This is a genomic window from Halorubrum coriense DSM 10284, assembly GCF_000337035.1.
Taxonomy (GTDB): Archaea; Halobacteriota; Halobacteria; order Halobacteriales; family Haloferacaceae; genus Halorubrum; species Halorubrum coriense.
This window is the reverse complement of the sequence record NZ_AOJL01000020.1, coordinates 13425-39325: the sequence shown is the minus strand read 5'-3', so window position 1 is coordinate 39325 and position 25901 is coordinate 13425. Positions and strand designations below refer to the sequence as shown.

The 25901-nt window shown below is 65.0% G+C and carries 28 protein-coding genes and 1 tRNA gene; 11 read left to right on the top strand and 18 right to left on the bottom strand.

The genetic code is table 11. The annotated features are described in order from the left end of the window. Nucleotides 1–21: 21 nt before the first annotated feature. Entirely contained in the window at nt 22–1902 is a 1881-nt protein-coding gene (locus tag C464_RS03890; RefSeq protein WP_006112243.1) for a cation:proton antiporter domain-containing protein, read from the bottom strand. A 237-nt stretch (nt 1903–2139) separates the two neighbouring features. On the opposite strand from C464_RS03890, the gene C464_RS03885 reads away from it, so the two are divergent. After that, nucleotides 2140–2355, top strand: coding sequence for a hypothetical protein (locus C464_RS03885; protein ID WP_006112242.1), 216 nt, complete (start codon nt 2140–2142; stop codon nt 2353–2355). Nucleotides 2356–2426: 71 nt separating this feature from the next. On the opposite strand, the gene C464_RS03880 is transcribed toward C464_RS03885, so the two are convergent. Continuing rightward, nucleotides 2427–3569: an FAD binding domain-containing protein gene (locus C464_RS03880; RefSeq protein ID WP_006112241.1), complete on the bottom strand. Its 1143-nt coding sequence runs from the start codon at nt 3567–3569 to the stop codon at nt 2427–2429. A 159-nt stretch (nt 3570–3728) separates the two neighbouring features. Here C464_RS03880 and C464_RS03875 point away from each other — a divergent pair, with 159 nt between their 5' ends. Continuing rightward, nucleotides 3729–4091 carry a hypothetical protein gene (locus tag C464_RS03875; RefSeq protein ID WP_204365984.1) on the top strand — a complete coding sequence of 121 codons (363 nt, stop codon included), beginning with the start codon at nt 3729–3731 and terminating at the stop codon, nt 4089–4091. A 291-nt stretch (nt 4092–4382) separates the two neighbouring features. Here the strand turns inward: C464_RS03875 and C464_RS03870 are convergent, their stop codons facing one another. Continuing rightward, nucleotides 4383–5186, bottom strand: coding sequence for a DUF7839 domain-containing protein (locus C464_RS03870; RefSeq protein ID WP_006112239.1), 804 nt, complete (start codon nt 5184–5186; stop codon nt 4383–4385). Between the two features lie 250 nt (nt 5187–5436). Here C464_RS03870 and C464_RS03865 point away from each other — a divergent pair, with 250 nt between their 5' ends. After that, the gene (locus C464_RS03865; protein WP_006112238.1) at nt 5437–6327 is read left to right on the top strand and encodes a DMT family transporter; all 891 of its coding nucleotides are present in this window, start codon (nt 5437–5439) and stop codon (nt 6325–6327) included. A 263-nt stretch (nt 6328–6590) separates the two neighbouring features. Here the strand turns inward: C464_RS03865 and C464_RS03860 are convergent. Further along, nucleotides 6591–6665 (bottom strand) — tRNA-Val (locus C464_RS03860). 83 nt (nt 6666–6748) lie between these two features. Between C464_RS03860 and C464_RS03855 the strand changes: the two genes are divergently transcribed. Beyond that, a complete protein-coding gene (locus C464_RS03855; RefSeq protein ID WP_006112237.1) occupies nt 6749–7276 on the top strand; it encodes a hypothetical protein in 528 nt (175 codons plus the stop codon). A 30-nt stretch (nt 7277–7306) separates the two neighbouring features. On the opposite strand, the gene C464_RS03850 is transcribed toward C464_RS03855, so the two are convergent. Together C464_RS03850 and C464_RS03845 are read right to left on the bottom strand one after the other, a co-directional pair. Beyond that, complete coding sequence (locus C464_RS03850) at nt 7307–7585, bottom strand: DUF7553 family protein (RefSeq protein WP_006112236.1); 279 nt, start codon at nt 7583–7585, stop codon at nt 7307–7309. A gap of 147 nt (nt 7586–7732) precedes the next feature. Further along, on the bottom strand, nt 7733–8689 hold the full coding sequence (locus tag C464_RS03845) for an alpha/beta fold hydrolase (protein WP_006112235.1): 957 nt from the start codon (nt 8687–8689) through the stop codon (nt 7733–7735). Between the two features lie 159 nt (nt 8690–8848). Between C464_RS03845 and C464_RS03840 the strand changes: the two genes are divergently transcribed. Together C464_RS03840 and C464_RS03835 are read left to right on the top strand one after the other, a co-directional pair. Beyond that, entirely contained in the window at nt 8849–10420 is a 1572-nt protein-coding gene (locus C464_RS03840) for a sulfatase-like hydrolase/transferase (protein ID WP_006112234.1), read from the top strand. Continuing rightward, nucleotides 10420–10842: a GtrA family protein gene (locus C464_RS03835; protein WP_006112233.1), complete on the top strand. Its 423-nt coding sequence runs from the start codon at nt 10420–10422 to the stop codon at nt 10840–10842. The genes C464_RS03840 and C464_RS03835 overlap by 1 nt, the downstream gene beginning before the upstream one ends. A gap of 23 nt (nt 10843–10865) precedes the next feature. Here C464_RS03835 and C464_RS03830 read toward each other — a convergent pair whose 3' ends face one another. Continuing rightward, nucleotides 10866–11567, bottom strand: a complete 702-nt coding sequence (locus tag C464_RS03830) for a TVP38/TMEM64 family protein (RefSeq protein WP_006112232.1) — start codon at nt 11565–11567, stop codon at nt 10866–10868. Nucleotides 11568–11677: 110 nt separating this feature from the next. On the opposite strand from C464_RS03830, the gene C464_RS03825 reads away from it, so the two are divergent. Next, on the top strand, nt 11678–13516 hold the full coding sequence (locus C464_RS03825; protein WP_006112231.1) for an SLC13 family permease: 1839 nt from the start codon (nt 11678–11680) through the stop codon (nt 13514–13516). Nucleotides 13517–13627: 111 nt separating this feature from the next. Here the strand turns inward: C464_RS03825 and C464_RS03820 are convergent, their stop codons facing one another. The 6 genes from C464_RS03820 to C464_RS03805 all read right to left on the bottom strand — a co-directional run bounded on the left by C464_RS03820 (nt 13628) and on the right by C464_RS03805 (nt 18007). Then, nucleotides 13628–14422, bottom strand: coding sequence for a DUF429 domain-containing protein (locus C464_RS03820; protein WP_006112230.1), 795 nt, complete (start codon nt 14420–14422; stop codon nt 13628–13630). A gap of 104 nt (nt 14423–14526) precedes the next feature. Next, the gene (locus C464_RS03815) at nt 14527–15975 is read right to left on the bottom strand and encodes a sensor histidine kinase (protein WP_006112229.1); all 1449 of its coding nucleotides are present in this window, start codon (nt 15973–15975) and stop codon (nt 14527–14529) included. Between the two features lie 367 nt (nt 15976–16342). Beyond that, nucleotides 16343–17416 (bottom strand): tyrosine-type recombinase/integrase, encoded by a 1074-nt coding sequence (locus tag C464_RS03810; protein ID WP_006112228.1) that lies wholly within the window; start codon nt 17414–17416, stop codon nt 16343–16345. Next, entirely contained in the window at nt 17413–17589 is a 177-nt protein-coding gene (locus C464_RS18885; protein WP_161781660.1) for a hypothetical protein, read from the bottom strand. The genes C464_RS03810 and C464_RS18885 overlap by 4 nt, the downstream gene beginning before the upstream one ends. Further along, nucleotides 17586–17756: a hypothetical protein gene (locus C464_RS18880; protein ID WP_161781659.1), complete on the bottom strand. Its 171-nt coding sequence runs from the start codon at nt 17754–17756 to the stop codon at nt 17586–17588. Before C464_RS18880 ends, C464_RS18885 begins: the two co-directional genes overlap by 4 nt. Continuing rightward, entirely contained in the window at nt 17753–18007 is a 255-nt protein-coding gene (locus tag C464_RS03805) for a hypothetical protein (protein WP_049910822.1), read from the bottom strand. Before C464_RS03805 ends, C464_RS18880 begins: the two co-directional genes overlap by 4 nt. 326 nt (nt 18008–18333) lie before the next feature. Here C464_RS03805 and C464_RS17270 point away from each other — a divergent pair, with 326 nt between their 5' ends. Next, on the top strand, nt 18334–18471 hold the full coding sequence (locus tag C464_RS17270) for an antitoxin VapB family protein (protein WP_080510398.1): 138 nt from the start codon (nt 18334–18336) through the stop codon (nt 18469–18471). After that, nucleotides 18464–18979: a hypothetical protein gene (locus C464_RS18360; protein WP_152420881.1), complete on the top strand. Its 516-nt coding sequence runs from the start codon at nt 18464–18466 to the stop codon at nt 18977–18979. The genes C464_RS17270 and C464_RS18360 overlap by 8 nt, the downstream gene beginning before the upstream one ends. Nucleotides 18980–19063: 84 nt before the next feature. Here the strand turns inward: C464_RS18360 and C464_RS03800 are convergent, their stop codons facing one another. The 5 genes from C464_RS03800 to C464_RS03775 all read right to left on the bottom strand — a co-directional run bounded on the left by C464_RS03800 (nt 19064) and on the right by C464_RS03775 (nt 24155). Then, entirely contained in the window at nt 19064–20023 is a 960-nt protein-coding gene (locus tag C464_RS03800; RefSeq protein ID WP_006112227.1) for a hypothetical protein, read from the bottom strand. Beyond that, entirely contained in the window at nt 20016–20852 is an 837-nt protein-coding gene (locus C464_RS03795) for a hypothetical protein (RefSeq protein WP_239640188.1), read from the bottom strand. Before C464_RS03795 ends, C464_RS03800 begins: the two co-directional genes overlap by 8 nt. Continuing rightward, on the bottom strand, nt 20849–21346 hold the full coding sequence (locus tag C464_RS03790; protein ID WP_239640187.1) for a hypothetical protein: 498 nt from the start codon (nt 21344–21346) through the stop codon (nt 20849–20851). Before C464_RS03790 ends, C464_RS03795 begins: the two co-directional genes overlap by 4 nt. A 2045-nt stretch (nt 21347–23391) precedes the next feature. After that, complete coding sequence (locus C464_RS03780; protein WP_006112223.1) at nt 23392–23793, bottom strand: hypothetical protein; 402 nt, start codon at nt 23791–23793, stop codon at nt 23392–23394. Continuing rightward, nucleotides 23793–24155: a hypothetical protein gene (locus C464_RS03775; RefSeq protein WP_006112222.1), complete on the bottom strand. Its 363-nt coding sequence runs from the start codon at nt 24153–24155 to the stop codon at nt 23793–23795. The genes C464_RS03780 and C464_RS03775 overlap by 1 nt, the downstream gene beginning before the upstream one ends. Nucleotides 24156–24394: 239 nt before the next feature. Here C464_RS03775 and C464_RS18355 point away from each other — a divergent pair, with 239 nt between their 5' ends. Both C464_RS18355 and C464_RS18350 read left to right on the top strand, forming a co-directional pair. After that, entirely contained in the window at nt 24395–24940 is a 546-nt protein-coding gene (locus tag C464_RS18355; RefSeq protein ID WP_152420880.1) for a hypothetical protein, read from the top strand. Beyond that, the gene (locus C464_RS18350; protein WP_152420879.1) at nt 24940–25803 is read left to right on the top strand and encodes a hypothetical protein; all 864 of its coding nucleotides are present in this window, start codon (nt 24940–24942) and stop codon (nt 25801–25803) included. The genes C464_RS18355 and C464_RS18350 overlap by 1 nt, the downstream gene beginning before the upstream one ends. Nucleotides 25804–25901: the final 98 nt, after the last annotated feature.

Below are 25901 nucleotides of genomic sequence, written 5' to 3'. Positions count from 1 at the left end.
GGCGGCGGACCGCCTGTCCGCTTAGTCGTCTTGAACCAACGACATACCGTCTCTGACGGCCTCACGTCGACCGAGCAGCGTGACGTGATCGCCGTGGTCGATGACGGTGTCCGCGCTCGGCACCGCGACCGACTCGCTGTCGCCGTCGCTGAGGACGGCGATGAGGCAGCCGTCGGGCAGCATCGGGCCGACCTCGCGGACGCTCTTGCCGACCAGCTCCTCGTTGGTGACTTCCACCTGCTGGACGTCGCCCGTCTCCCCGATGTCGGTCATCCAGTGGGCGAGGTCCGGCCGCTCGATCTGGTTGTCGAGGGCCCACGCGGCCGACATCGCGGCGGAGATCGTACTCACACCGAGGTCTTCGAACGCGTCGACGTTGTCGGAGTTGTTCGCCTTCGCGAGGATCTTCTCGACGCCGAAGTTCGTCTTCGAGAGCTGCGCGACCAGCAGGTTCGTGTCGTCGTCCCCGGTGGCCGCGACGAGGATCTTCGCGTTCTCGGCGCCGGACTTGCGCAACACCTCCGTGTCCGTCCCGTCGCCGATCACGGCGGCGAAGCCGTCGTTGCGGAGCGATTCGACCGCCGCCTCGTCCTCGTCGACGATGACGACGTTTTCGCCGCGGTCTTCGAGGCGCTCGGCGAGCGCGCGGCCCACCTGTCCGCCTCCGACGATGATGACTCTCATGGGTATCACGTTGAGGTACTGCGCGATGTACCGCGCCAGCCCGCCCTGGACGAGGGCGGTCACGAAGATGACGAGGAACACCGTCCCGATCAGCAGGTCCGCCTGTTGGGCCAGCGCCGGGTCGTTGAGCTCCGTGGCGGCCGTCCGAAGCTCGGTGGCGAACAGCGTCGCGACCGATGCGGGGATGATCCCGCGGGGACCGATCGCGCTGATGAACAGTCGCTCGGAGAGGGTGAACCGGTCCCCGACGGTCGAGACGAACACGAGCAGCGGCCGGATCACCACCGCGACCACGACGACCACGCCGAGCCCCGCCAGCCCGACGTCGAATATCGCCGCCGGGGGGAGCTGCGCGGCGAGCGCGATGAACACGAACGCCAGCACGAGCAGCGTGATGTCGCCCTTGAAGTCGGTTATCTCGTCCTTGTAGGGGATGTCCGCGTTCCCGAGCGCGAGTCCCGCGGTGGCGGCGGCGGCGACGCCGGCCTCGCTCGCCAGCTGGTTCGCCCCCGCGTACGCGGCGAGCGCGCCGGCGAGGGCGAGCAACCGCGCGTTCCGCGGCGCGGCCCCGGGCGAGAGGTCGACGTACCGCAGCAGATAGTAGAGGACCCCCGCGACGACGAGGCCGACGAGCAGCCCCTCCCCGAGGCGGAGCGCGAACCCCTGAATTATCCCCTCGCCGGCGACCGTCGGGTTCACCGTCTCGAAGAGCACGACGGCCGTGATCGCCGCGGTCACGTCGTTGACGATCCCCTCGGTCTCTAAGACGGCGGCGACCTGATCGCGGACGGGGACAACCTCCAGGATCGGCGAGATGACCGTCGGCCCGGTGGCGACGAGCAGCGCGCCGATCACGAACGAGAGCTCCCAGGGGAGTCCCTCCAAGACCCGGACGGCCACCGCGGTCCCGACGAGCGCGATGCCGGCCCCGACCGTGACGAGGCGCAGCGCGGCTCTGGGGGCCTGCCGAATGCGCTCGAACTCGAGGTGGAAGGCACCCTCGAAGACGATGATCGCGACCGCGAGCCCGACGATGGCCGGGAGCGAGTCGCCGAAGCTCTCGCTCGTCACGATGCCCAGCCCCGGGCGGCCGATGACCACCCCGACGAGCAGGAAGAAGATGATGCTCGGAACCCGAAGCCGGGCGGCGAGGATCTGCGCGAGGACGCCGAGTCCGATGATGCCGGCGACGAGCGGGATCAGAAACTCCTGTGCCACTGTCGGTCCTCCGTGCCGGAGTTCACCTCGTGCCGGATTATAAGTTAGTTGGTGCGCTCCGACGAGAGGCGTCGGGCGACGGGTACCGAGTCGGGTGGTTTCTCTCCCGTCGACGGCTCTGGACGGCTTTTCCTCCCTCGGTCCGCTCTCGGCGTCTCCCTTCGCGCCGACAGCGGTCCCGACGGGAACCGAGATCGGAATTCAAATAGCCGAATAGTCGTAACAACCGATGTCCAAATGCCAGAAGATAGCGGTTCTTCCCACGTTCCCAGTCAGCCGGTCGTCGTCCAAGAGGACACCCACCAGAACGAGATCCCGGACAACATCGACTCGGATCTGTACTCGGCGGACAGTCCCACCAACTCGTTCCACGAGTTCACGATCGAGCGCGGGGACGAGCTCGTCGACGCGCTCCGCGACAACGGCTACACGGTGGAGTTCAGAGACCGGTGACGGCCGGTTCGGCCGCCGGTTCGCTCGAAGACGGGATCGCGCGACGCTCGCGCGGTCGCTCCGCGCCTCGGTCAGCGCAGATTCAGTCGCTCGTCTCCCATCTGTTTTCCGCGGTCGACGAGCGCGCTGCCGTACTCGGCGCGCCTCCGATCCCACGCCGCGAGCGCGTCGTCGACCGAGCCGCGACTCGCGAGGGCGTCGGCGAGCGCGGTCGCGTCGCCCGCCGCCTTCGCCGTCCCGGCCCCCGTGTGCGGGCGGGCGACGAACGCGGCGTCGCCGAGGAGACACGCCCGATCCGCGACCATCGCCGGGACCGTCAGGTCGTATATCGCCTGAACGAAGGGGTCCGGCGTATCGGCGACGAGCGTCTCGAACGCCGGCGGGAGCGTTTCGGCGCGCTCGCGCTGTCGGCGGCGAACCGGGTCGCGCAACCGCCCCGGTGAGACGGAGAACCGTCGTTCGGTGCCGCTCGCGTCCGTGAATATCGCCTCCCGGTCCCGGCCGTTTAGGGTGTCGTACCACACCCAGTTGAGCCGACGCGAGCCCGGCTCGGTCTCGCCGTCCGCGCCCGGAATGAAGTACGCGAGGATGAGCTGGTCGGCCCCCTGATAGAAGGTGAACGTCCCGTCGAACGCCTCGACACACGCGGCCGAGAGGGCCGCCTCGTCGACGACGCCGCGCCACGCGACGTAGGAGGCGAACTCCGGTTCCGCGTCGGGATACAGTTGCGTGCGCGTCGTCGACTGACCGCCCTCGGCGGCGACGATCAGGTCCGCCGTCCGCTCCGTCTCGTCGGCGACCGCGGCGGTGGCCGCCTCGGGGGAGACGCCCGTGACCTCCGCCCCGGTTCGGTACCGCTCGTCGGGAAAGGCGTCGCGAAGCTGTCGATAGAGCGCGTCCCACGAGGTGAACACCATCGTCTCGGAGACGGCGCGTTCGACGTCACCGCTCTCCGTGAGGAATCGACGCTCGCGAGACCGCGTCGTGATCGCCTCCGGGTCGACGATGTCGTGATCGCCGAGGAATCGGCGGATGTTCTCCTGGGCGACGATCCCGCCGCCGCGGCTTTCGAGCGCTCCCGCCGACCGCTCGTAGATCGTCGGGTTGTGACCCGAGCGCGCCAGCGCGATGCCGGTGAAGAGTCCGCCCATCGATCCGCCGGAGATCAGTACGTCGAGCCCGGTCGCGGACGGACGAGACTGGTCCTGAGACACGCATGTCCGTTCGTGCGTGACGGGTGAAAGCCTGCGGGTTCGCCGCGCACGGCCCCTTCCCGCGGAGAGCCTCGCCCCGCCCGCTTCGGCCGACGCTGCTCGGCGGGCGCGTCCGGCCCCGCCAGTGGAGTTAATTGGCCCGGCCGCGAGCGTGCGGACGTGAGCGAACACCAACCGTCGCGGTTCATGCTGGCGTCGACGGCCGTCTGCCTCGTCGCGTGTGCCGGGGTCGCCGTCCTGCCGCTGCTGCTCGGGACGTCCAACGCGTTCGCCGGAAGCATCAGTTCGAGCGGCCTTCTCGGGGTCGTCTTCGCGGCGCGGAGTCTCCAACTCCTGCGAGCGACGGGGACGCCCAGCCTCCCGCCGGCCGTCCTGACGACGATATTCGGCGGCTGGTTCATGCTCGCGCCGCTGCTCTACTCGGACGTCGGGTTCCTCCCGACCGCCGGTACGCAGCTCGGCGGGACGGTCATCGCGACGTTCGGCCTGTACGTGACGGTCGCCGGCGTCACCCGGGAGTGACTACCATCCTGAGTGCGGACTCGTGCGTTCGAGCGCCTTTCAGTCCGATTTAAAACCAGTTGCCGCGGTCACAGCGGCGTGGTGCCAGTCGCCTCGTCGCCGACGGCCGTCCGAGCGACCGGACCGTCGCGCTCGTCGTGGCGGTCGGCCGGCTCGCCGGCTTCTCGCGGGTCAGGCCATAGATGTCGACCGTCGCCGCGTTCCGTTGGTTCGGCCGACGCGCCGATCGGCGCGGTACGACTTCGCCGACGACGACCGCCGGGGGAGCCGACCCGACGGCCCGCGGAGGGATTAAAACGCGTCCGAGTCCAGCACCCGGTGCGGGACGTTCCTATCGCGGAGCTTGGAGGTGTGTCGCGGTACCTCGTCGGTCACCGCGACGAGGAGTACGTCGAGGCCGAGCATCCCCGCCTCGGCGACGCCCTCCGCGGTCCCGAACCGGATGTCCGGCGAGGTGTCGCTCCGCGAGACGAGCGCGTACGCCTCCGTGCCCGCGACCGCGACGAGCCCCTCGTCCGGGGCGTGCGACGAGACCACGTCCGGATTCAGGTGGTCGTCGTCGGTGACGGTCGGGACGGGCAACACCGAGACGCTCCCCGTCTCGTAGTCCACGACGCCCTCGAAGTCGGCGACGCCGACGGCCTCGCCCTTCTCCGCGCTCGTGACGCTGACCGCGGTCGCGGTCCCGCCGGCGGGGTTGGCGTGGAGGACGCCGTCGCGCATCACCAGTCCGACCTCGCTCCCCTCCGCGACGTCGTCGAGCGCGATCGCGGCGTCGACCTCGACGCTCCCGAGGACATCGGAGTTCACCCGTTCGAGGTACGCTTCCAGGTCGTCCGTCCGCGAGATGAGCCAGTCGACGCCCTCCTTCGTCACCTCGTACCGACCCCGGCCGCCCTTCTCCACGTATCCGGACTCGGCGAGGTCTCGGACGTAATCGCTGACGGCCTGCGATGTCACCCCGATCGCGTCCGCGATCTCGCCTTGGCTCACGGCCGGCTGGCGGGCCGCGATCTCCACGAGTATCTGATACCGGGTCGCGTTCCGCTTGTTCTCGAGGACGTCCGGCGATCCGCCGCCCGCTGGGTCTCCCATTAGCCGATCTTCAACAGCCGTAAATAAAGTCTTGTTGTCCAGTATCCGAAATACTTGCGACAGATGCGGCTCTCAGCGTTCTATCCGTAAATTTCACTTTTTCTAATACAATTTTATTTGTCTTGAGGTGCGGTCCACTTGTACCACGTGAGCGCGGGCGACGAAACGACCGCAGAACGTGGAGGTGGATCGCTAAGAGCGTCGGGGCGGTTCGACGCATACTTCGCCGTCGCCGGCGACCTCCCCGTGAATGAGTCGCTACGGGACGGCCGGCCGGTTCTTGCTCTTGTGTGCCATCTGGGGAACGGCGTTCATGGCGACGGACGTCGGCCTGGCCGATCTGCCCGCGGTGCCGTTCGCGGCCGTGCGCTTCGACGTCGCCGCCGCGCTGCTGTTCGCCGCCGTGTTCGTCTCCGGGACGGACGTCCGCCCGCGAACTCGGGACGACTACGTCTACGTGCTCGTCGGTGGCGCGCTCATCATCGGCGCGCACCACGCGTTCCTCTTCGCCGGCCAGCGGTACGTCACGGGCGGTGTCGCCGCCGTGCTGTTGGGGCTCGTCCCCGTGGTGACGCCCGCGCTCACGCGCCTCGCCTCCACCGACGAGGAGTTCACCGCCGCCACCGCGCTCGGCGTCGCGCTCGGGTTCGTCGGCGTCATCGTTATCGCCGACCCCGACCCGGCGAACATCGTGGACAGCGTCCTCGGTGTGTCACTCGTGCTTGCGTCCGCGCTCGCGTTCGCCGTCGCCGCGGTCGTCACGCACAGCCGCTCGCCGTCGATGCCGTTCCTCTCGACGCAGGCGTGGATGATGGCTACCGGTGCCGTCGTCCTCCACGTCGCCGTGCTCGCGCTGCCCGGCCAGTCGTTCGCGGCCGCCACGTGGACCCCGTCCGCGCTCGGCGCACTCGCGTACCTCTCCGCGGTCGCCGGCGTCGGCGGCTTCCTGCTCTACTTCACGTTGCTGAACGACCTCGGGCCCATCGAGATGAGCTTCATCGAGTACGTCATTCCCGTGTTCGCGGCGCTGGCAGGGTGGCTCGTACTCGGGCAGGAAGTGACGCCCGCGACCGTCGCCGGGTTCGCGTTCATCGTGGCGGGGTTCGCCGCCGCGAAGTGGCGAGCGCTGCGTGGGATATAGCGGCGCGTGGGTGCCGATATCCGGAGGACGTTCATCACTCCGAGACCGACGAGTCTCCGAGAGCAGGAAGACGAAAACGCGGGCGGCCGGGTTCTTCGACAGAGACCAAAGAAGTCTGGCACTCGTCCGTATTCACGAACTCGGTCACGTCTGATGATTTGGACCGGAACGATTGCTGTGCGGTTGCGGTAAGGACATCTAGGTCCGGGAAAGTCGCATGAAGAAGTCGGTGTACCGTCCTCTATGGGCGTATATTGACGTAGTGGGTTGGGGCGGATTCGAACCGCCGGCCTGCTCCGTGTGAAGGAGCCGTCATAACCTAGCTAGACCACCAACCCGCTCGCTTCGGAGTATCCGACCTCCGGACTTAAGAGTTACCTTACGCCGAAGGTTCATTTCGGGGCCGTCCGCACCCTTCGGTGTGACCCACGAACTCCGCTTCCTCGAACGCCTCCGCCAAGGCGTCGCGAGCCTCCTCCACGCACTGCTGTCGCTCGTCGGCCTCTACGCCGAGCGGGAGACGCCCCGCGAGCAGTACGCGTTCACGCTTCGGGAGCCGTATCCGATCGTCGAGGCGCAGCTCCATCGGCTCGGGTTCGTCCGCAACCTCGTCTCCTCGCTGAAGTACCGCGACTACGAGATGCCGCCGGAGACGACGGTCGCCAGTTGGGCGTGGTACCCGGAGGGTGCGCTCGCCAGCGACGACCAGCTTCACCTCTCGCTGTACGCGGGCCCGGACCGCTCAACGACAGACGTGTACGCGCACTGGGAGCCGTCGTGGATCCGACACCCGATCCGGCACTACCGTGCGACGGACGTCGACGCGGAACGAGGCATCCGGCGCGCGCGGTCGCTGTTCGAAGAAGCGGGTATCGAGTACGCGGTGGTGCCCGCCGCGGAACGAATCGGCGGCGGCGCGACGACCGGAGCGGAGCCGCCGATCCGATAGGGACCGCGGCGTGGCTACTCCGCGACGCGACTACTCCGCCGCGGCGTCCTCGCCGCGGTACTCCGCGACGCGCTTCCGCGCGGACGCGACCGCCTCGCGGGCCTCGCCCTCGGCGCGCTCTTCGAGGCGTTTCAGGTCCGCTTGGAGCTTGTCCAGCCGCGACGGTTCCGGCTCCGGTTCCTCGTCTTCCCGGCCGACGAGCTCTTTCACCCGCGCTTCGACCGGCTCTAGCTCCTCGACGACGCCCGCCTTCGCGTGTTCCGCCGCTCGACCGAGGTAGTACCGCGCGTCTTCGAAGTGCTTACTCATATCTGTCCTTTGGTGGAGGGCAGATATAATCTTTGTGGCGGTGAGCCGAGGACAGTATTCGATATGCGGTCCGTTCGGGCTTCAGAACGGCCTATGGGCCGAACCGGGGGTGTCGTTCTGCCCCGTAGATCGCGACTGTGACCCGACTCACTCGCGCGCTCCCGGGGGCAGCGGGTCGGCGTGGTCGGCGATCGCCTCGGCGACGCGGTGCGGGTGTTCGTGGACGACCCAGTGGCTCGCCTCCTCGATCGCGAGCAGGCGACCGTCGGCGCAGCGGTCGACGCTCTCGTGGGCCAGTCGGCGCGCGAGGAACTGGTCCTGCGCGCCCCAGATGACGAGCGTCGGAATCGACACCTCGGTCCGTTCCGGTTCCGGACGATCGCGGACGATGGCGCGGTACCAGTTCACCATCGCCTCGAACGCGCCGTCGCGGTTCCACGCCCGGCGATACCGCCGCAGGTCCTCGTCGGTGAACGTGCCGGGCGCGCTCGTGTCGCGCAGCGCGTTCGTCGCGAGCCGCCAGTTCCCCGCGCTGGCGACCGCCTCGGGCAGTTTGGGGAGCTGGAACGCGAGCATATACCAGCTCTTGAGCCGCTGGTCCCACGAGGTGCGGAGCGCGCGCTCGAAGACGCTCGGGTGCGGGACGTTGATCGCGACCAGCTCCGAGAGGCGGTCCTCGTGGTGGAGCGCGAGCCACCACGCCACCGCCGCGCCCCAGTCGTGCCCGGCGACCGCGGCGGTCTCCCGGTCGTAGGCGTCGATCAGGCCGACGACGTCGCGCGCGAGCCCGTCGATCCGGTAGTCGCCGACCGCCGGCGGCTTCGCGGAGCAGTTGTAACCGCGCTGGTCGGGCACCACGACGCGGTAGCCGGCGTTCGCGAGGGGGGCGATCGCCTCGTGCCAGCCGTACCAGAACTCCGGGAATCCGTGGAGCAAGACCAGGAGCTTCCCGTCCTCGGGGCCGGCCTCGACGACGTGAAGCGGCACGCCGTTCGTCTCGATCGCCCGGGACTCGGCGGGGATCGACTCCGGGATCTCGTCGTCGGGGATCGGGTCCGGCAGCGCCGCCTCGTCGACCGGGCGGCCCGTGGGCGAATCGTCCATACTGATCCCGTGCGTCGGCTCGGTCAAATAGGTACGTTCCCCCGTCGATGCGGGGGATCGAAATCCTCAAGCCGCTGGCAGCCGCGATTCCCGGTATATACGCGGATCCCGTAGTTCGCCCGCGGTGAGCGCGTTCTCCGCGGATTCGCACCGTATCCAATGATCTCCGACTCGTCGACCCCTTCAGCGGCGGACGCGAACGCGTCGAGTGACGACGCGCCCGTCTCCAACGTCGTCCTCGTGACGGTGGACTCGCTGCGCGCCGACGCGGTCTCCCCGTACGACACCGAGCGGCGCTCGCCGGTGATCGACGGGCTCGCCGAGGACGGGACCGTGTTCGACCGCGCGTTCGCGACCGGGAACTGGACGCCCTTCTCGTTCCCGTCGATCCTCGCCTCGGAGCCGGTGTTTTCCCGGAGCGGAGATATCGGCGTCGACGAGTCGGTGACGCTCGCGGAGGTGCTCTCCGACGCCGGGATCGCGACCGGGGGGTTCAACGCCGCGAACGGGTTCCTCACCGACCACTGGGGGTATCCCGACGGGTTCGACGAGTTCGAGCCGTTCGTCACGAGCGTCGGCTCCAGCGTCTACAGCCGGTACCTCGCCGCGCATCCGACCGTGGAGGCGTGGATCCAGCTCGCGACCTCGCCGATCCGCCGGCTGGGGTCGAAGCTCCGCGGCGAAAACGACGACCGCCCGTTCCTCGACGCCTCGCGGATGTTCGACGTCGAGGACGCCGCGACCGAGTTCGTCGACGACACCGACGAGCCGTTCTTCCTGTGGGTCCACTACATGGACACCCACACGCCGTACGTCCCCGCGCCGCGGTACATCCGCGAGGTGTCGGACGGCATCGTCGGCACGCACCAGATGCTCCACGCGCACGCTCGGACCAGCCTCGGTCTCGAAGTCGGCGAGCGGACCCTGCGCGAACTTCGGACGCTGTATCAGGCGACGGTGCGGCAGGTCGACGCCAGCGTCGGGCGGCTGCTCGACAGCCTCGACGCCGCCGGCGTCGCCGACGACACCGCGGTGCTGCTCGCGGGGGACCACGGCGAGGAGTTTCAGGAACACGGCCACCTCGCCCACTACCCGAAGCTGTACGACGAGCTGATCCACGTCCCCTTCGTGGCGGACGTGCCCGGTCTCGACGGCGGCCGCGTCGACGGCCACGTGGGGCTCGACGCGATTCCGCCCACGGTCGCGGACCTGCTCGGCGTCGAGCCGTCGCCGGAGTGGCACGGCGAGTCGGTCCTGCCGGCGCTCCGCGGCGAGGAGACGATCTCCGGCGGCGACGACGGTAGCGACGGCGACGGCGACGACCGCAGCGACACCGACGACGGCGACGCGTCCGCCGGCTCCGCGGACCCCGTCGTCTCGGTGACCGTCCGCGGCGAGGAGGTGACCGAGCAACCGATCCCGCGGTCGCTGTCCGACGGCGACCTGTTCGTCAGCGTACGCGACGACGACTGGACCTTCATCGAGAACGTCGACGCCGGCGAGCGGGAGCTGTACCACCGCCCCGAGGACCCGACCCAACAGGAGAACCTCGCGACGGACCCGGACGACCGGGCGCAGTCGGCCATCGACCGGTTCGCACCGATCGTCGACGCCCACGCGGAGCTGCTCCGCGAGCGCGGCGACGCGGCGGAGGCGGCGGCCGCCGAGCGCGGCGACGACGAGGTCGACGAGGACCTCGACGCTCGCCTCGAAGCGCTCGGGTACAAGTGATGATCCGAGCGGTCCTCCGCGACCTCGCCAGCGGTCCGATCGCGGTCCAGATGCGCCGGTTCGTCGTCGTCGGCGCACTCACCGCGGGGCTCCAGCTGGCGCTCCTGTGGCTGTTCGTCGACACCGCGGGGCTCAACTACATCGTCGGCGCGACGATCGCGATCGAGATCACGATCATCTGCTCGTACGTCCTCAACAACGCGTGGACGTTCCGGGCGAGCCAGAACACCGGCGTCTCCGAGTACCTCGCCGGACTGCTGAAGACGAACCTGGTCCGCGGCACCGCGATCCCGACCCAGCTCGGCGTGCTCGCCGCGCTCGTCGAGTGGGCCGGAGTGATGTACCTGATCGCGAACGTGGCCGCGATCCTCGTCAGCGGCCTCTACCGCTTCGTGCTCGACGCGCGGTGGACGTGGGGCTGAGGCGGGTCGCTCGGTTCGGCCCCTCAGAAGGGGAGTCGCGGCTCGAACCGCTCTACGAGGTCGCGCACCGCGTCCTGTTTGTAGTAGCCGACCGCGGACGCGGCCACGACGAGCGCGACGAGCGCCATCGCCGAGAGGAACCGACCGCTCGCGAGTTCGCCCCCTGCGTACACCGTCAGCACGTACGCCGGTAGTCGGCCGACGGCGATGACGGCCATGAACGTCGGCAGCGACCACTTGGTGAGCCCGCTCAGGAAGCAGATGGCGTCGTCGGGGAGCCCGGGGATGATGACGAACGCGAACAGGCCGGGGACGCCCACGGTGTCGACGAAGTCGTCGAACCGCTCGATCACGTCCTCGTGGATGACCCTCTCCACGAAGGAGCGCCCGAACCGCTTCGAGAGCGAGAAGGCGACCGCGCTGCCGATGAGGACGCCCGTGAGGCTGTACACCGTCCCGGCGAGCGGGCCGAAGAGGTAGCCCGCGACCAGCGCGACGACCTGTCCCGGGATCGGGGCGACGATCACTTGGAGGGCCTGGAGGCCGATGAAGACGATGGGAGCGAAGATCCCGAACTGGTCGAGCCACGTCCGGAGGGCCTGCGTGTCGGTAATGAAGCCCGCGTACCGGCTCACGAGGACGTAGAGCCCGACCGCGAGGACCGCGACACCCACCGCGGCCGCGATCCCCCGCCGGCGGTCTGCCCGCGAGGAGAAGAGTTTCATTCGTGTCGTAGCGGGCGACAGAGCGACTTGAAGCTTACCACCGCCTCGGGGCACGCGCGGGAACAGCGGTCGGGGAAACAGTGAAGCGACTGACGCGAGTGGCTCCGCGCATGCCGGCCGCCGACCCGTCGGGCGTCCTCGTCGTGTTCGGGCTCATCCTCGTCGTCCTGACGGCGTTCGTCACCGAGGTCGTCCCCAACGACGTCACCGCCATGGGCGTCGTCGCCGCCCTCGTCGTCCTCGAACCGTGGACGGGCGTCGGTTCCCGGGCCGCCATCTCCGGGTTCGCGAACCCCGCGACGGTCACCGTCATGGCGATGTACATGCTCAGCGCGGGCGTCCAGAGCACCGGGCTCGTGGAGCGCCTCGGCCTCCGGCTGGCGGCGTTCACCGGCGGTCGCGAGTTCCGCGCGCTCGTCGCGACCGTCTGTACGACCGGCCCGATCGCCGGGTTCGTGAACAACACGCCGGTCGTCGCCGTCTTCGTCCCCATGATCACCGACCTCGCGGAGGGCGCGAACCTGAGTCCCTCGAAGCTCCTCCTCCCGCTGTCGTACGCCGCCATCCTCGGCGGTACCCTCACCCTCATCGGGACCGCGACGAACATCCTCGCCGGCGACTTCGCGCGGCTCCTCATCGACGGCCGCGACGGCATCGGGATGTTCGAGTTCACCAAGCTCAGGGCCCTCCTGCTCGTCGTCGGCATCGCGTACCTGCTGACGGTCGGGCGGCGGCTCACCCCCGCCCGCGTGCCCGTCGACGCCGATCCGGTGGTCGAGTTCGACCTCAAAGACTACCTCACGTTCCTCTACGTCCGCACGGGCTCCGCCGCGGTCGGCCAGTCCGTCGAGGCGGTCGGCGAGGCGCACCGCGAGGTCCGACTGCTTCAGGCGCGTCGGGACGGGGAGGCGTACGCCGGCGCTCACTCCGACAGGATCGTCGAGGCCGGAGACATCGTCGTCGTCCACGGCCCGCGAGACGCGGTCGACCGGTTCCGCGAGGCGGCGGGCCTCGGGCGACAGCCCGGCGACGTGACCGAGGACACCTTCGAGGCCGCGGCCACCGACGGGCTCCTCGCGAAGGCGGTCGTCCCGGAACACTCTCCGTTCGCGGGCGAGTCGGTCGGCGAGACCGGGCTCCGAGAGTTCCACGAGACCAGCGTGCTGGCCGTGCGCCGCGGCGGCGACCTGATCCGTACCGGGGTCACGGAGGAGACGCTGCGGCCGGGCGACCTCCTCCTCGCGCGGACGACTCCCACCGCGGTCCAGTACTTCGCGGAGACCGGCGACCTGATCGTCGCCGACGAGGGGACGCTCGACCGGCTGGCCGACGCGGCCCCCGGGTCGGTCGCGCCGCTGTCGCCGAAGACGCCGCTCGCGGTCGGGATATTCGGCGGCGTCGTCGGACTCGCGGCGCTCGGCGTTCTGCCGGTCGTCATCGCGGCGCTCGCCGAGGTCGTCGCGATGGTCGCAACCGGCTGTCTGACGAGCGCCGACGCCTACGACGCCGTCTCGTGGAACGTGATCTTCTTACTGGCCGGGGTCATTCCGCTCGGGATCGCCCTGGAATCGACGGGCGGTGCGGCGCTCGTCTCCTCGTTCCTCGTCGCGACCGGCGAGGTACTCCCGCCGATCGGCGTCATGTTCCTCCTGTACGCGATCGCCGGCGTGCTGGCGAGCGTCATCACGCCGGTGGCGACCGCGGTGCTCCTGATTCCCGTCGGCGTCACGACCGCCGCGGGGCTCGGGGCCAACGAGTTCGCCTTCCTGCTCGCGGTGATGTTCGCGTCCGCGACCTCGTTTATGACTCCCGTCGGCTATCAGACGAACCTCATGGTGTACGGACCGGGCGGCTACCGGTTCACCGACTTCCTCCGGGTCGGCGGCCCGCTCCAGCTGCTCCTCGCCGTCGTCGCGACGGTCGGCATCGCGGTCGGCTGGGGGGTGTGAGCGGGTCCGGCGCGACCGCCGCGAAGGCCGTCGCCGATCGTCGACCCGCGTTCGGTCGCTCCGTGGAACAGTGTTCCGTCGAACGTCGCTCCGGCGAGCGCCTCGACGCGCTCACGCCAGCGGCTCCGGGCTCCAGTACGCCATCCGCATCGGGACGCCCTCGGCGTCCCGCCGCTCGGAGTCGTCGCCCGGCAGGAACCGGAGCTCGTCGGCCGGCCGGCGCGCGACGACCGCGAGTCCGAGCGCGTCCACGGCGTCGTCGACGGTGGCGTCTGCGCCGTCGGCCGCGGTCCCGCCGCGCGCGTCATTCGCGGCGTCGAACAGCTCTCGGCAGATCCGACCGAGCGCGGCGTCGGGGCGGTCGAGGTGGTCGTCGAGCGCGTCGAGCCGCTCGCCGACCCCGGGCACGCCGGTCTTCGAGTGTTCGAGCGACCGCCCGGCGAGCCCGCGGAAGCACACCTCCGGGTGCGCCTCCATCACCCGCTCGCTGGCCGCTTCGTCCCGCCGGAGGAACGCGTCGACCTCGCCGACGGCCGGCGCGATGTGGTACGACTGCCGACTGAGCCCCTTGTCCAGATCGGCCCGGTTCCGCTCGCTCACGGTCTCGTAGTCAGCGCCGTTCCTGGCCGCCTCGCACGCGCCCCGCGAGGGGACGGGGAACACGCTGCTCGGGCGCTCGGCCGCGGAGCGCGCCGCCGAGTCGACCGCCTCGCGCTCCGTAAGCGTCTCCGCGTCGTCCGGGAGACCGATCGGCACGTCGACCAGAATCCGGTCGAAGTCGCGCCCGGCCCACAGCGATTCGAGGTCGGATTCGAGGCGTGCCTCGGGCCCCTCGTCGCCGTCGAACACGACCGCGAGCCACGCCCCGCCCGCCCAGTCGACGCCCGCGACGGTGTCGGTTGCCATCGCTGGTCAGTTCTCGCCGCGGGCTATTGAATCGGGTCGGTCCGCAGGCGAGCCGTCCGGTGCGTGGTCCCCGCGTGGTGCGGCCGAAGCCGCGGCGCGACACGCTACGGCGAGACCGGCACGTCGTCCGTCACGCGAGCCGTCGGATCGACGGTCACGTCGAACCGGACGCCGCCGCTCGCACTGTCGTCGACCGAGATGTCCCACCCGTGAGCGTCGGCGATGCGCTTGACGATGGCCAGCCCGAACCCGGTCCCGTCCGCGGCGGTCGTGTACCCCGCCTCGAACACGTTCTCCCGGTCCGTCTGGCCGACCCCCGGCCCGTCGTCGGCGACGTAGAACCCGTCGGGAGACTCGCCGATCGTCACGGTCACGGGGGACCCGCAGTGGTCGTCGACGTTGCGGAAGAGGTTCTCGAGGAGCCGCCGGATCCTGGAGCGGTCGCCGGAGACGGTGATCTCGTCGTCGACCACGTCGAGCGTGTCGGCCGGACACCCGAACGGGCTCCAAGCCTCCGCGGCGAGCGCGGCGACGTCGACGCGCTCCGTCTCCGACACCGACTCGCCCTCCTTCGCGAGCGTGAGCAGCTCGTCGATCATCCGCTCCATCCGTTCGTGTTCCCGCGATAAGGTCTCGAAGTGCGTCGCGTCGCCCTCGTTGCGAGCCATTTCCGCCGCCGTCTTCGCGTTCTGAAGCGGCGTTCGGAGGTCGTGCGACACGATGGAGGTGAACTCGTCGAGCCGCTCGTTCTGCCTGACGAGCTCCTCGCGCTGCCGCTGTTCGCGCGTCGCGTCCCGGAGGATCCCCACGGACCCGCGGAACTCGTCGTCGAACGGGAGCGCCGCCATGTGGTCGTAACACGGCACTGTGTCGCCGTCCTTCGTGTGGATGTTCACCCGGAACTGCTGGGTCTCCGGCCCCGCGCTGGAGACGATCGTCGCGAGCATGTCGTTCGCCCGCTGGACCCCCTCGTCGGTCTTGATCTTGCCCGGCGGGCTGCCGATGATCTCCTCCCTGTCGTAGCCGACGAGGTCGAGGAAGGCCTCGTTGACGTACTCGAACTCCGCGTCTGCGTTCACGACGTAGATCGGGTAGTCGAGCGCCCGGAGGACCGTCGAGTACCGCTCCGACTCGATCTGGGCGCGGTACTCGGTCGCGGCGTGCTTCACTCGGTTCGCCAGGCGGCGGTGTTGGTCCGGGCCGCCCTTCTGGAGATACCCGGTCACGCCGGCGTTGATCGCCTGCGCAGCGATCTCCTCGCTGCCCTTCCCCGTGTAGAGGATGAAGGGGAGGTCGGCGTACTGATCGCGGACCGCGTCGAGCAGTTCGAGCCCGTTCGTCCCGGGCATCTCGTAGTCGCTCACGACGCAGTGGACGGACTCTTCGCCGAGCGTGTCGAGCACCTCGTCCGGGCTGGCTACCGCGGTGACCTCGACGTTGCCGAGTTCCCGTTCTAGGAACGATCCGGTCAGGTCGAGAAACGCGGGATCGTCGTCGACATGTAAGACTTCGATCGACGCAGCAGCGGCTTCGTTCGGGTTATCGATCGACATTCCAACTACCGATATAGACGGGTTCTAAACTGAAAAATACCCTGTTCCGGTGTATGCTGTCGAGGGTCCGTTCGGACGCCTTTTGCTCGTTCTATCTCGGGATTTTACACTTCAGATCGTCGCCGCGAGCCCGGACTCGGTCGCCGCGGTCACTCCGTCACGGCCCGTGAGCAGGGGTGTCGGAACGAGGCGACCGAACGATATCGAGCCCGAGGGGTCGGCGAAAATCGACGTCGGAAGCACCGCGGTCTCGCGAGAGACCGATACGCGCCGGTAGTCGACGAGAAATGCGGGAGAAGTGGGCCGGCACGACGGCGATCTAGGGTCTTGAGCGGCCCGCTCGGTGGTGTCTATCTGTCGATTCATCTTACTGGGTGGTGAAATCAAGTTCTTCGTCGAAGTCGAGCTTCTGGAGGTGTTCGCGACGGCTGTCCATCTGGTCGTGATAGCGCGACCACCGCTGGGATTCAGTGGCCCAGTCGTAGTGATCGCGAATCGTCTGAACCGAGGCGTTCACGCGCTGCGCGACCACCTCGGGGGGAATCCCCGCGTTTAGCATCCACGTCACCGCACCCGTTCGGATCCGGTGCGGAGATCGAGACGAAGGGCACTTGCTCGCGTGCTTAATCTCGGTGTAGTCGCAGCTGGTGCGCTCCTTTCCGTGCGGGCAGTCCGAGTGAAGACACGGGAGCGTCGCGACGTACGACCAAGTGCGGATCGTGTTCTCGGTCGGCCGCCCGTATCGGCTCGCGAGGTAGGGCTGCCGATCGTGGTCGTCGTGAACGTCGTACCGCTTCCCGAGGAACTCTCGCAGAACGGTCGCGACCTCGTCGGGGACCGCCACGGCGCGCTCCCCGTGCCGTTTGTTCTTGAGCGGGGTACTCGTCTCCGGGCGGTGATGGAATTCGACGTACCCCTCGCTGGGGTACACGTCCTGAACGTCGAGCGCCCGGAGGCCGCCCTGCCGTGCGCCGGTATGCCACGCGAGTTCGAGGAAAGTGTGCTGGCGAGTCGCCCGGTGAACGTCGGAATCCCGATAGTAGTCGAGCAGCGCGAGTGCCGGTTCGGTCGATAAACTCTCCGAGTTTGCCCGGTCGGACGGGTCGAGGTCGGGGACCCGAACCGAGTCGGAGAGGTCATCGACAGCTCCGATCTGTTCTAGATACTCGGTGAACTTCTGGAGCGTCCACATCTCCCCTTCGAGGGTCGCCGGTGCGACCGCGCCGCTGCGCAGCTCGTAGTACTCATCGATGTCGTAGCCACGGAGTTCATCGACGCGTTCGATCCCGATACCCTCGCACCACTCGACGAACAGCTTCAGCCGGTACTTCCACGACTTGACGCTGGCGTCGGTCGAGTCAGATCGCCGTCGACGGAGGTACCGAGACACAGCCTCGCGCGGTTCGAGGTCGCCGGGATTGCGCGAGCGGTCCCGGCTCACAGGTAGCCCTCCGGAGTTTCGAGGAGCGGATGATCCGGGTGGTTCTCGGCGAAATGGTCGAGGTAGCCCGCGACCTGTCGCGCGTACTTGGTGAACCCGTCCGGGGGATCGGGTTCGATTCGCGATTCACAGACCGGACAGGTAGTGAGGTCACGGCCGGAACTGGTCTTCAAACCGGCTCACCCCAGTTTTCCGTGAGGTCGGCCCAGCAGTCCGGGCACATCGCGTAGTCTTCGAGCGAGTTCTGATCGTCGACGGACCGCCGCTCGCCTTGGATCCAGACGTGCGTGTCGTCCGGTTCGAACCGGGACCGGCACTCGGCGCAGTAGAGGGTCGTCATCGCGCGCCCTCGTCGAGATCGTGGTCGTACGGTCCGGAGTCCGTGAGCAGCTGGACCCGGTCGCGAGCGAGAAGGGCGTCGGTCTTCTGGTCGCGCAGCTCGTGGAACACGCCGTCGGCGTCGTCGTGGCGCGCGCAGAGCTGGCACCAGAAGTGGTGATTCGTCGGTTCCCACGTTCGGTGGCCGCGGGGACAGAGAAACCGCCACCGATCAGCGTCATCTTCAATCCGCACAACTTCTCTTGGAGGCATCACCTCACGCCGACGTGGTGGGATATAAAAGCCGAAATCCTTGTACGGGGAGTGAAACTGAAAGTAAAGCGAAGCGAGGCCGCTGGTTGTCGCGCGATCACGCCTGTCGTGGGGGGATTGAATACCCCCGGCCGCGTTTGCTGACATGGCTTTCGTGGCTAGTTCACGGAAGCACGCGCGGACCTGGTGCCTCAACACCGAGGTCCGTTCCTTTGGGATAGCTTACTTCCGTACGAGAGAATACATTCTACAGTAACATTAATCTATGGTCCTATGACTTCATGAGATACTAACAGTCATGAGACGTGGTGATAATGTCACTCACAATGGGAGAGCAGAAGACTACCGTTACGGTCAGCCGAGATACCTGGAAAAAGCTCCAAATGAGAAAAGAACCAGGTGATTCATTTGACGATGTGATTTCTGACCTTATTGAGGAAGTAGAAAACTCAGAGAATGAATAAGAGAGCAATAGGCTTGATTGTCATTCTGGCACTGGTGGCAGCAGGGACAGCCACAGCTCAAGAAACCTGTAATCCACAAGCCGGCACGGACTTTTGCGTTGAGAGTGTTAATTTACCAGAAGACGGGATAGAAAGTGGTTCAGAATATGTTATTGAAGTAACTATTCGTAATACCGGCGAGGAACCAGGGGATGTGAGAGTTCTATATGGAGCAAAATTACCAGAAAGGCAGGTTTATGGGCTAATTGGGGAGGCAGAATCTGTTGAACCACAGGAGGAAGTGGTTCTTAGGGCACAAGCAGAGGTTGTCAGTAGTGGATATCGTACTTTAAACATTATAGCCATGAATAGCCGCGAAACACATATGTTCGATTCTACCGGGTATGAATATTCGGTCAGCGCATCAGAAGATAGTATTGAGATTTTTAATATCTTGTCAAATGTAAGGGTTCTAGTTGCCATTATCGCTGGTCTACTGACGATAATTGCGTATCTGTCGAGAGGCTAACCTGCGCGACCCCCCCACAAGGAGGGGTCGCGCAGGCTCCCGCCCACTGAAAGGGGTGGGTGGGTCGAAGGGTAGATCACCGTGTTAGGTTGCTGGTCCGCGGTCGCGCAGCTCGGCGAGGAGATCGGGCCAGCCGAGGTCGAGTGAGAATAGGTCGGGTTCGAGGTCCCAGTTCCACGGAGCGGCGTCGTCCGGGTCCGGTTCCGCGGTCGCGGGTTCGAGGTTTTCAACAGTCCCGCCGAAGAGCTGGTTCTCTGGTTTGTCGGCGTCAGCGGGCCAGTCGGCGAAGAAATCGACTTCCTTCTTGGAGTGTTTGAAGTAGGCCGTCGTGAACAGCCGCTTCAGCTCCGGGTGGCAGTCCTTCCCCGTGTGGAACACCGTGCCGAACACGTCGACGTTGATCTTCGCCATCCGCTTGGCGAGCGGGGAGAACTGTGCCGCGACCTCGTAGCTGTTCGTCCGCGCGTCGAAGTGGGTCGATCCTTCGTCGATAAACACGAACTTCGGCCGGTCGCGGTGTTCGATACACGTCACAGCAAGGTCGTGCGCGCTGGTGACCACCTTGTCTGTGAGGGGCCAAGTGCGCGAGTTCGAGATCACGAGGAGATCGTCGACGGTCGCCGAGCGGAGTTCCGCCAGCAGCGCCATCAGGTTCGTCTTCCCCGTGTTAGGGTTTCCGGCCCCGCCGATGAACGCCGTCGCGTCGTTATTGGTCATCACGTCGTCGAGCCGCAGCGGGAGCTGAAGGGCAGAGCCATCGAGGTCCTGTTCGGTGATACCGACGAGATGCGAAAGCAGCAGCGAGTTACCCGAGCGAATCGCCTCGGAGGCCTTCCGCGATTGTTGGGTCCGGTCGACGAGGTCGAGGAGCTGCGAGCCCTGGACAACCTCCGGGTCGAGGTCGTTGAGGAACACCGACGCCGACATGTCGTCCGGGCCGATCACGCCCGCTCGGGGGTCGAGGTCCCGATCCGTCTCGATGCGACCGGAGAGCTGTTCGGCGAGCTTCGCCGCGGTCAGCATCCCTTCGTCGGAGTTACCCATCGGCACGCACCTCGGCTTTCTCCGCGTGTCCGTTGCGCTCGGTGTCGGGGTCTTCGGGCGTCGAGAAGTCGAATCCCGACTTGTGGTCCATCTCGTCGATCACTTCGTCGTCGACGAGGTCGGAGAGGTCGGAGTCCCGGGCGTCAAGACCGAAGTCCTTCAGCTCCTGATCGACGGCTCGATCGATCCCTTCGCCGGAGTCGGGTAGGGAGCCGTCTTCGAACAGCTCGACGATACGCTCAACCGTGTTCCGGGTCGCGCGGCGGACCACGACGAACGCAGAAGTTTCGAGGATGAATCCTCGCTGCGCGTCTTCCTGGAGCTGGCCGCGGCACTCGTGGACCGCGCGGAGCGCGCGAGTCAGGTCGCGGTCGTCGAGCGTGCCGCGCCAGGTGCCGACGACGGTCATGTCTTTGAGGTCGACCTGCTTCCCCACGTAGAGGTTCGGCGAGAGCTGCGTGAGGTCGTAGGTCGAATTGACGAACTCGTCATCATCGAGGATTTCGAGTTCGCGAAAGTCTTCGAGCGGGAGTCGGTAGATCCCGCCTTCGAGTACGCGAGCGTCGAGGTCGATCAGGTAGATCCACGCCGGGTCGTAGAGCCACGAGACGACCTTATTCCCGACGAGGAACCCGAGCGGGGAGAGGCCGACCGCGGCGACACCGAACACGTACCAGAAGCGCGGCACTTCGAGGTCGAAGCCGACGATGGCGGACAGGCCGACGAGCGCGATCACGCCGACCGCGAGTTCCGGCGCGTGGCCGTGGAGCCAGTCGAGTATCTTCACGTGGCGGGGCGGCTCGGGTCGGGGCTCTGGTGCGTCTCTCATGCTAACCTCTCAGGTTCCTCGCTGCGGCCGTAGACGACCTTTGCCACGAGGAAGATGGTCACAACGGCGACACCGACGCCGCCGCCGAGTCCGGCCGCCTGCGCGTCGCTGGCGGTGAACGGACCGGCGACGATGGTCGAGGCCGTTTGAAGCGGTACGCCGTAGAGGGTAGTCCCGTCGTCGATCGTCACTCCGGCGCGACCGTTCGACGGTTGAACAGGCATCCGAATCTCGGTCTTCCCGTCGACGATGAACGAGTCCCGGCGCAGTTCGCGCGACTCGGTGAGCGCGACCGCCTCAGTCACCGTCACCCGATCGCGAGTGTCGGAGTCGAGTAGTAGCACGGCTTCGCCGTCGACGTACTCAGCGGAACAGAGCCGGAGGGTCGGTGTGATTTCTTCGGAACAGGTGTCAACCTGTTCGACGGCAGTCGAGTTCTCAGCGGTCGCGTTCGGGGCATCCTGTGCGGCGACAGCGCCGGACAGTGAGGCCACTACCACGACCGCGATCAGGAAAAATCGGGAGAACATGGGTCAGTTGCTCAGGACGCCGAGCGCGACGAGCGCAGCCGCGGCGATGGCGACAATCTCTCCGGGGATGCCGAACATGTCGAACTGCCCAAGGTCGATACTCCCGCCAGACTGCGAGTTCTCGTACTTCTCGATCAGCTCTTGGTTTTGCTGTTCGAGCTGGTCCCACTCATCCTGCGTGATGTAGTTCGAATCGGTCTGTGGTTCAGAGTTGTCGAAGCTCGTCGACGAGACCTCTTCGCCGGACTGCTTGTTGACCAGCTTGTCGACGGTGAACGCGCCTTTCAGTTGGAGCGTGTCGTACGTCGTCTCAGTCGCGGTTGCGTGGAACCGCGCGGAGTCGACGTTGGTGATGGTGGTTTTGAGGTCAGCAGAGGCATCGTATGACCACGTCCCGTCGCCGTTGTCTGTCCAGTCAGCAGCGGGGACCGAGACGGTTTCAGACTCGACGGTCGTCACCTCGATTGTGGTGCCTTCGTACGGCTCCGAGGTAATGGTGATGCTGCCTCCGTCGATACCGGAGTTGATCGCATCCCACGGACCCTCAACGAGCGACATGTCGGCGGTGAAGTACACGTCACCGGAGAACGTCGACGGGTCGTACGTCTGTCCAGCGGACAGCGGGCCGTCAGACGAGTCCGTAAGCGCGAACGTACCGGGCAGCGTCGCCCCGGTGTCTTGGATGGTGATCGTCGCCTCACGCTCGGCATCGACCGGAACGTTGAGAGCGATGAGGTCGGCAATCGCTTGGCTCATGCCTTCCTCCTGGGCCATCATGGCGGCGCGTTCACGCGGCGTCACGAGGTCGGAAATCTCGATCGCGCCGCTCTGAACGTCACCATAGACGTTCGTCACCCACGTCGAAATTCCGTTTCGGACGTTGGTGAACGTGGTGTTCATCTCAGTCTCGACAGCATTCCAGTCGGAGAACTTCATGTACTCCGTGCCGTCGACGGTGTTGTACGTGTTCGCGCTCGTTTGAGTGACAACCTCTTTCGGATTGTACTCGACGACGGAGTACGCAGCGTTGCTGTCAGACCACCCGGTGTCGTGGTTGAGGGTAAGCAGGGTGAAGTCCGTGCCGTCAGGCATCGTGAGGGTGGTATCCTTCAAAGTGTTCGGGCTCGAACCAGCGAGGTCGAAACGAGGATCACCGAAGTCGGTGATGGCCGAAAGGCCGACTTCGCTGTGCGCGATGACCGTTTGAGTCATCGCTTCGAGTTCGCGGACAGTCTCGTTCCACGACTTGTAGAAGTTCGAGCGGACCGTGGTCTCGTAGGAGTCGATCGCGCTGTTGGCGGCGGACAGGACCGCGGACTCAGACGAACCAGCGTTCAGTTCCTCGATGGCGGCGATCTTGGCCTCAGTGTAGGCCGTATGCTCAACGCCGTCGAGGATGTTTTGATTGTCGACGATCGTACTCTGATTGTTCGATTTGCGCTTCTTGACGGACTGACTAAGCTGATTGCGGAGTACGTCAGGCGTCAACCCCTCNTTGTCGACGATCGTACTCTGATTGTTCGATTTGCGCTTCTTGACGGACTGACTAAGCTGATTGCGGAGTACGTCAGGCGTCAACCCCTCAGCAGGGTCGTCAGAGCCGACGACTTCGAATTCGCGGAGCGTCCAGCCGACGCCGATACCGCCGACAGCGGAGATCGCGGCCGCGCCGATGGCATAGCCGACAAGCGGAGCGATTGCTTCGGCATCCTGCGCGAAGCCNACGCCGATACCGCCGACAGCGGAGATCGCGGCCGCGCCGATGGCATAGCCGACAAGCGGAGCGATTGCTTCGGCATCCTGCGCGAAGCCACGGTCATGAGAGAGGCCGACAGTAGTCACGCCAGCAGCTCCAAGGCCCTTCACGAAGGTACGGCGGCCCAGACGAGCAGGGCGGTTAGTATCAGAACCGTCAGCGCCCACAGCAGGCCCATCAGGAGGGCGATTCGAAGCGGTACGGCTAGTCGGGTTGTCATGGTTGGAACTCATAAGTTGAAGGTCGAGATGGGTTACCGAACAGCGACGCCCCAAGCGACGACCGTCGCGAAGAACGCGAGGATCGGGCCGAGGTTACTGTTCGTGTTGATGATGCTAGCGATCTGCGGGACGTACTGGTAGCCGATGATGACCAGCGGCCCAGCTGCGATCGCGACCTGTTCCCAGCGTTCGTAACTCTCGAACTGCTTGGTCTCGCTGCTCGCGAAGGCGATCGCGTACGCACCGAGCGAGATGAACGTCGCGTGCTGGGCGGTCAGCGCGTAGTCGAGCCAGGTGATCATCACCTCGGAAATCCCGCCGAACTGGTAGAGACCGGCGAGTACGAACACGACCGACAGCAGCGCGGGAAGCGTCCGCAGGTGGGTGTAGTCCGAGAGCGTGTCGGACATCGAACGCGAGTACGACGACGCCATCAGTCACCACCCGGGAACGCGCAGTTCGTTGGGTGGTAGTCGTGCGTTGAGCCGTCGTCTCGTTCCAGCGTCACCTCTTCGGTGTCCATCGCGACCCAGATGTTCTCGCCGACCTCGATGCGGTCCTGCGCAGCTGCGCGTTTCACCTCATCTTTGGCGAAATATCGCACGACTCCGCGACTCTCGTCCTTGATCTTCAGGCGGTACCACGGGCCGTACTCTCCCTCTCCTTCGGTTAGGTCGAGAACGAGCCCGTCCAGTACGTCACCGGGGCCGAGTTCAACGGTGGGAACATCGGACTCTGGGGATTCTCCTTCGAACTGTTCGTACCCGTCAGGCGGCGTCGGTCTTTCAGTCGACATCTCCGACTGTTAGTTACAGAATTTATGATATAAGGTNTCTCCTTCGAACTGTTCGTACCCGTCAGGCGGCGTCGGTCTTTCAGTCGACATCTCCGACTGTTAGTTACAGAATTTATGATATAAGGTCAGATGGAAGGCTTAGTGAAAGTAGTCAGGAGGAAGCATACGCGATATTCCGGACACGCGACCACGTAGGGTAGGACGAAGGCATTTATTATGCTGGTTTATTATAACGAATCATGAGTTTGGAGGTCACAGAAGTTGAATCAGTACCCGAGTATATTGATCAAGAAGGCATTGACCAAGATTCCAATATTGTAATTTTACCCCGAGAGATCTCGGTTGATGGAAGCTCTACTAGATTAGTAGATGCAGATGAGTCTTCGACGATCCAGAAATTATTGGAGCAAGAAGGTATAGCGGAAGTCGAGAAAATTGACGGTGAGGGAACTCGGGCAGAGTTCGGAGCTGATATCGCATTACCATCTCTCTATTTCGCCTTAGAGTTCATTTTGGAAAACCCTGATATAGTCGTTGTAACCTTTGAATTATTGGCGATTTACTATTCTAGAAGAACATCCGGGGAGGTTAGTCTGAGTATCTTAGCTGAATCGGATGATTCAAAATACGAGTTTGAATACGAAGGGCCCGCGAAAGGGTTGCAAGAAATTCCTGACAAACTGTACGACAGAATTGAGGATGTTGAAGATGAATCTGTTCAGGAAGAGGATGAAGAAATTAATGATGGGGCCATTGAAGAACCGTCAGAATTGGAGAGAGAGTAATGAGTGAATCGCCCGAAGATGCTCTTGTACATTCTTTGGTTGAGGAGGTTGTCGATAGTTATCATGAAACTGTAACTGATACAGAACGCTTCGCGTTTCTACCGAGGGGTATCGAATATCAAAGAGAGGCTATCAGGTCACTATCCGATTTCATTGATTATGCTGAGGAAATAAAGCGAGATCTCCAAATAGATGAGGAAATACCTGGTCGTGCAGCCAATCAGGTACTTGCTCTAATCTGTATGGCAAAGGCAGTACGGCATGAATTACGAATGTGGATCCGACTGAAAGAAGAAAACTGGGAATCTGCGTGGACTGATCTTGTAGATGCACAAGAATATGCCTCAAGTGCAATTGCTGCCGATTCAATTGCACGCTATTGTAACGTAAAGACTTATCAAGAGAAATTGGGATCAATTGAGAGTTCCATTTTTCCTCCGCAACAATTCGTCAGCCCTGGGTTGATTGTTAATACGTACGAATGTTCCATATGCGGGGAAGACTACGATACTTGTCCCCATCTCCAAGGAATTGCATATAATGGTGTGATTTGTAGCCGGATATTAAGAGATATAGAAGCTAGAGAAGTTTCTTTTGTAGATGATCCAAGAGATAAAAAAGCAAGAGTGCGCGGCCATCACGTTGAGGATGGGTTTCGTAATCAAATGACTTGGGAGATAGAAGAAGATACTGAGGGTTCAGAACATCTTGTAGACGAGACACCAGATCATGTTGATGATGATGAAGTAGAAGATTTCCTCCGAATTGAGGCAGCGGTAATGACCGCAGATGACGGTGGAGACGACTTCTCCGAGTTTAGAGAGGATTCGGAGGATCAAAGTGAGCAAAATCAAGAAATGTAAATAACCATCGGTGGGATATTGTAATTTTGAGTCCGCTACATACACACGATGTACTCAGCACGGTATTTGTATCAAGTGTTGGATATCTCAACAGAGTC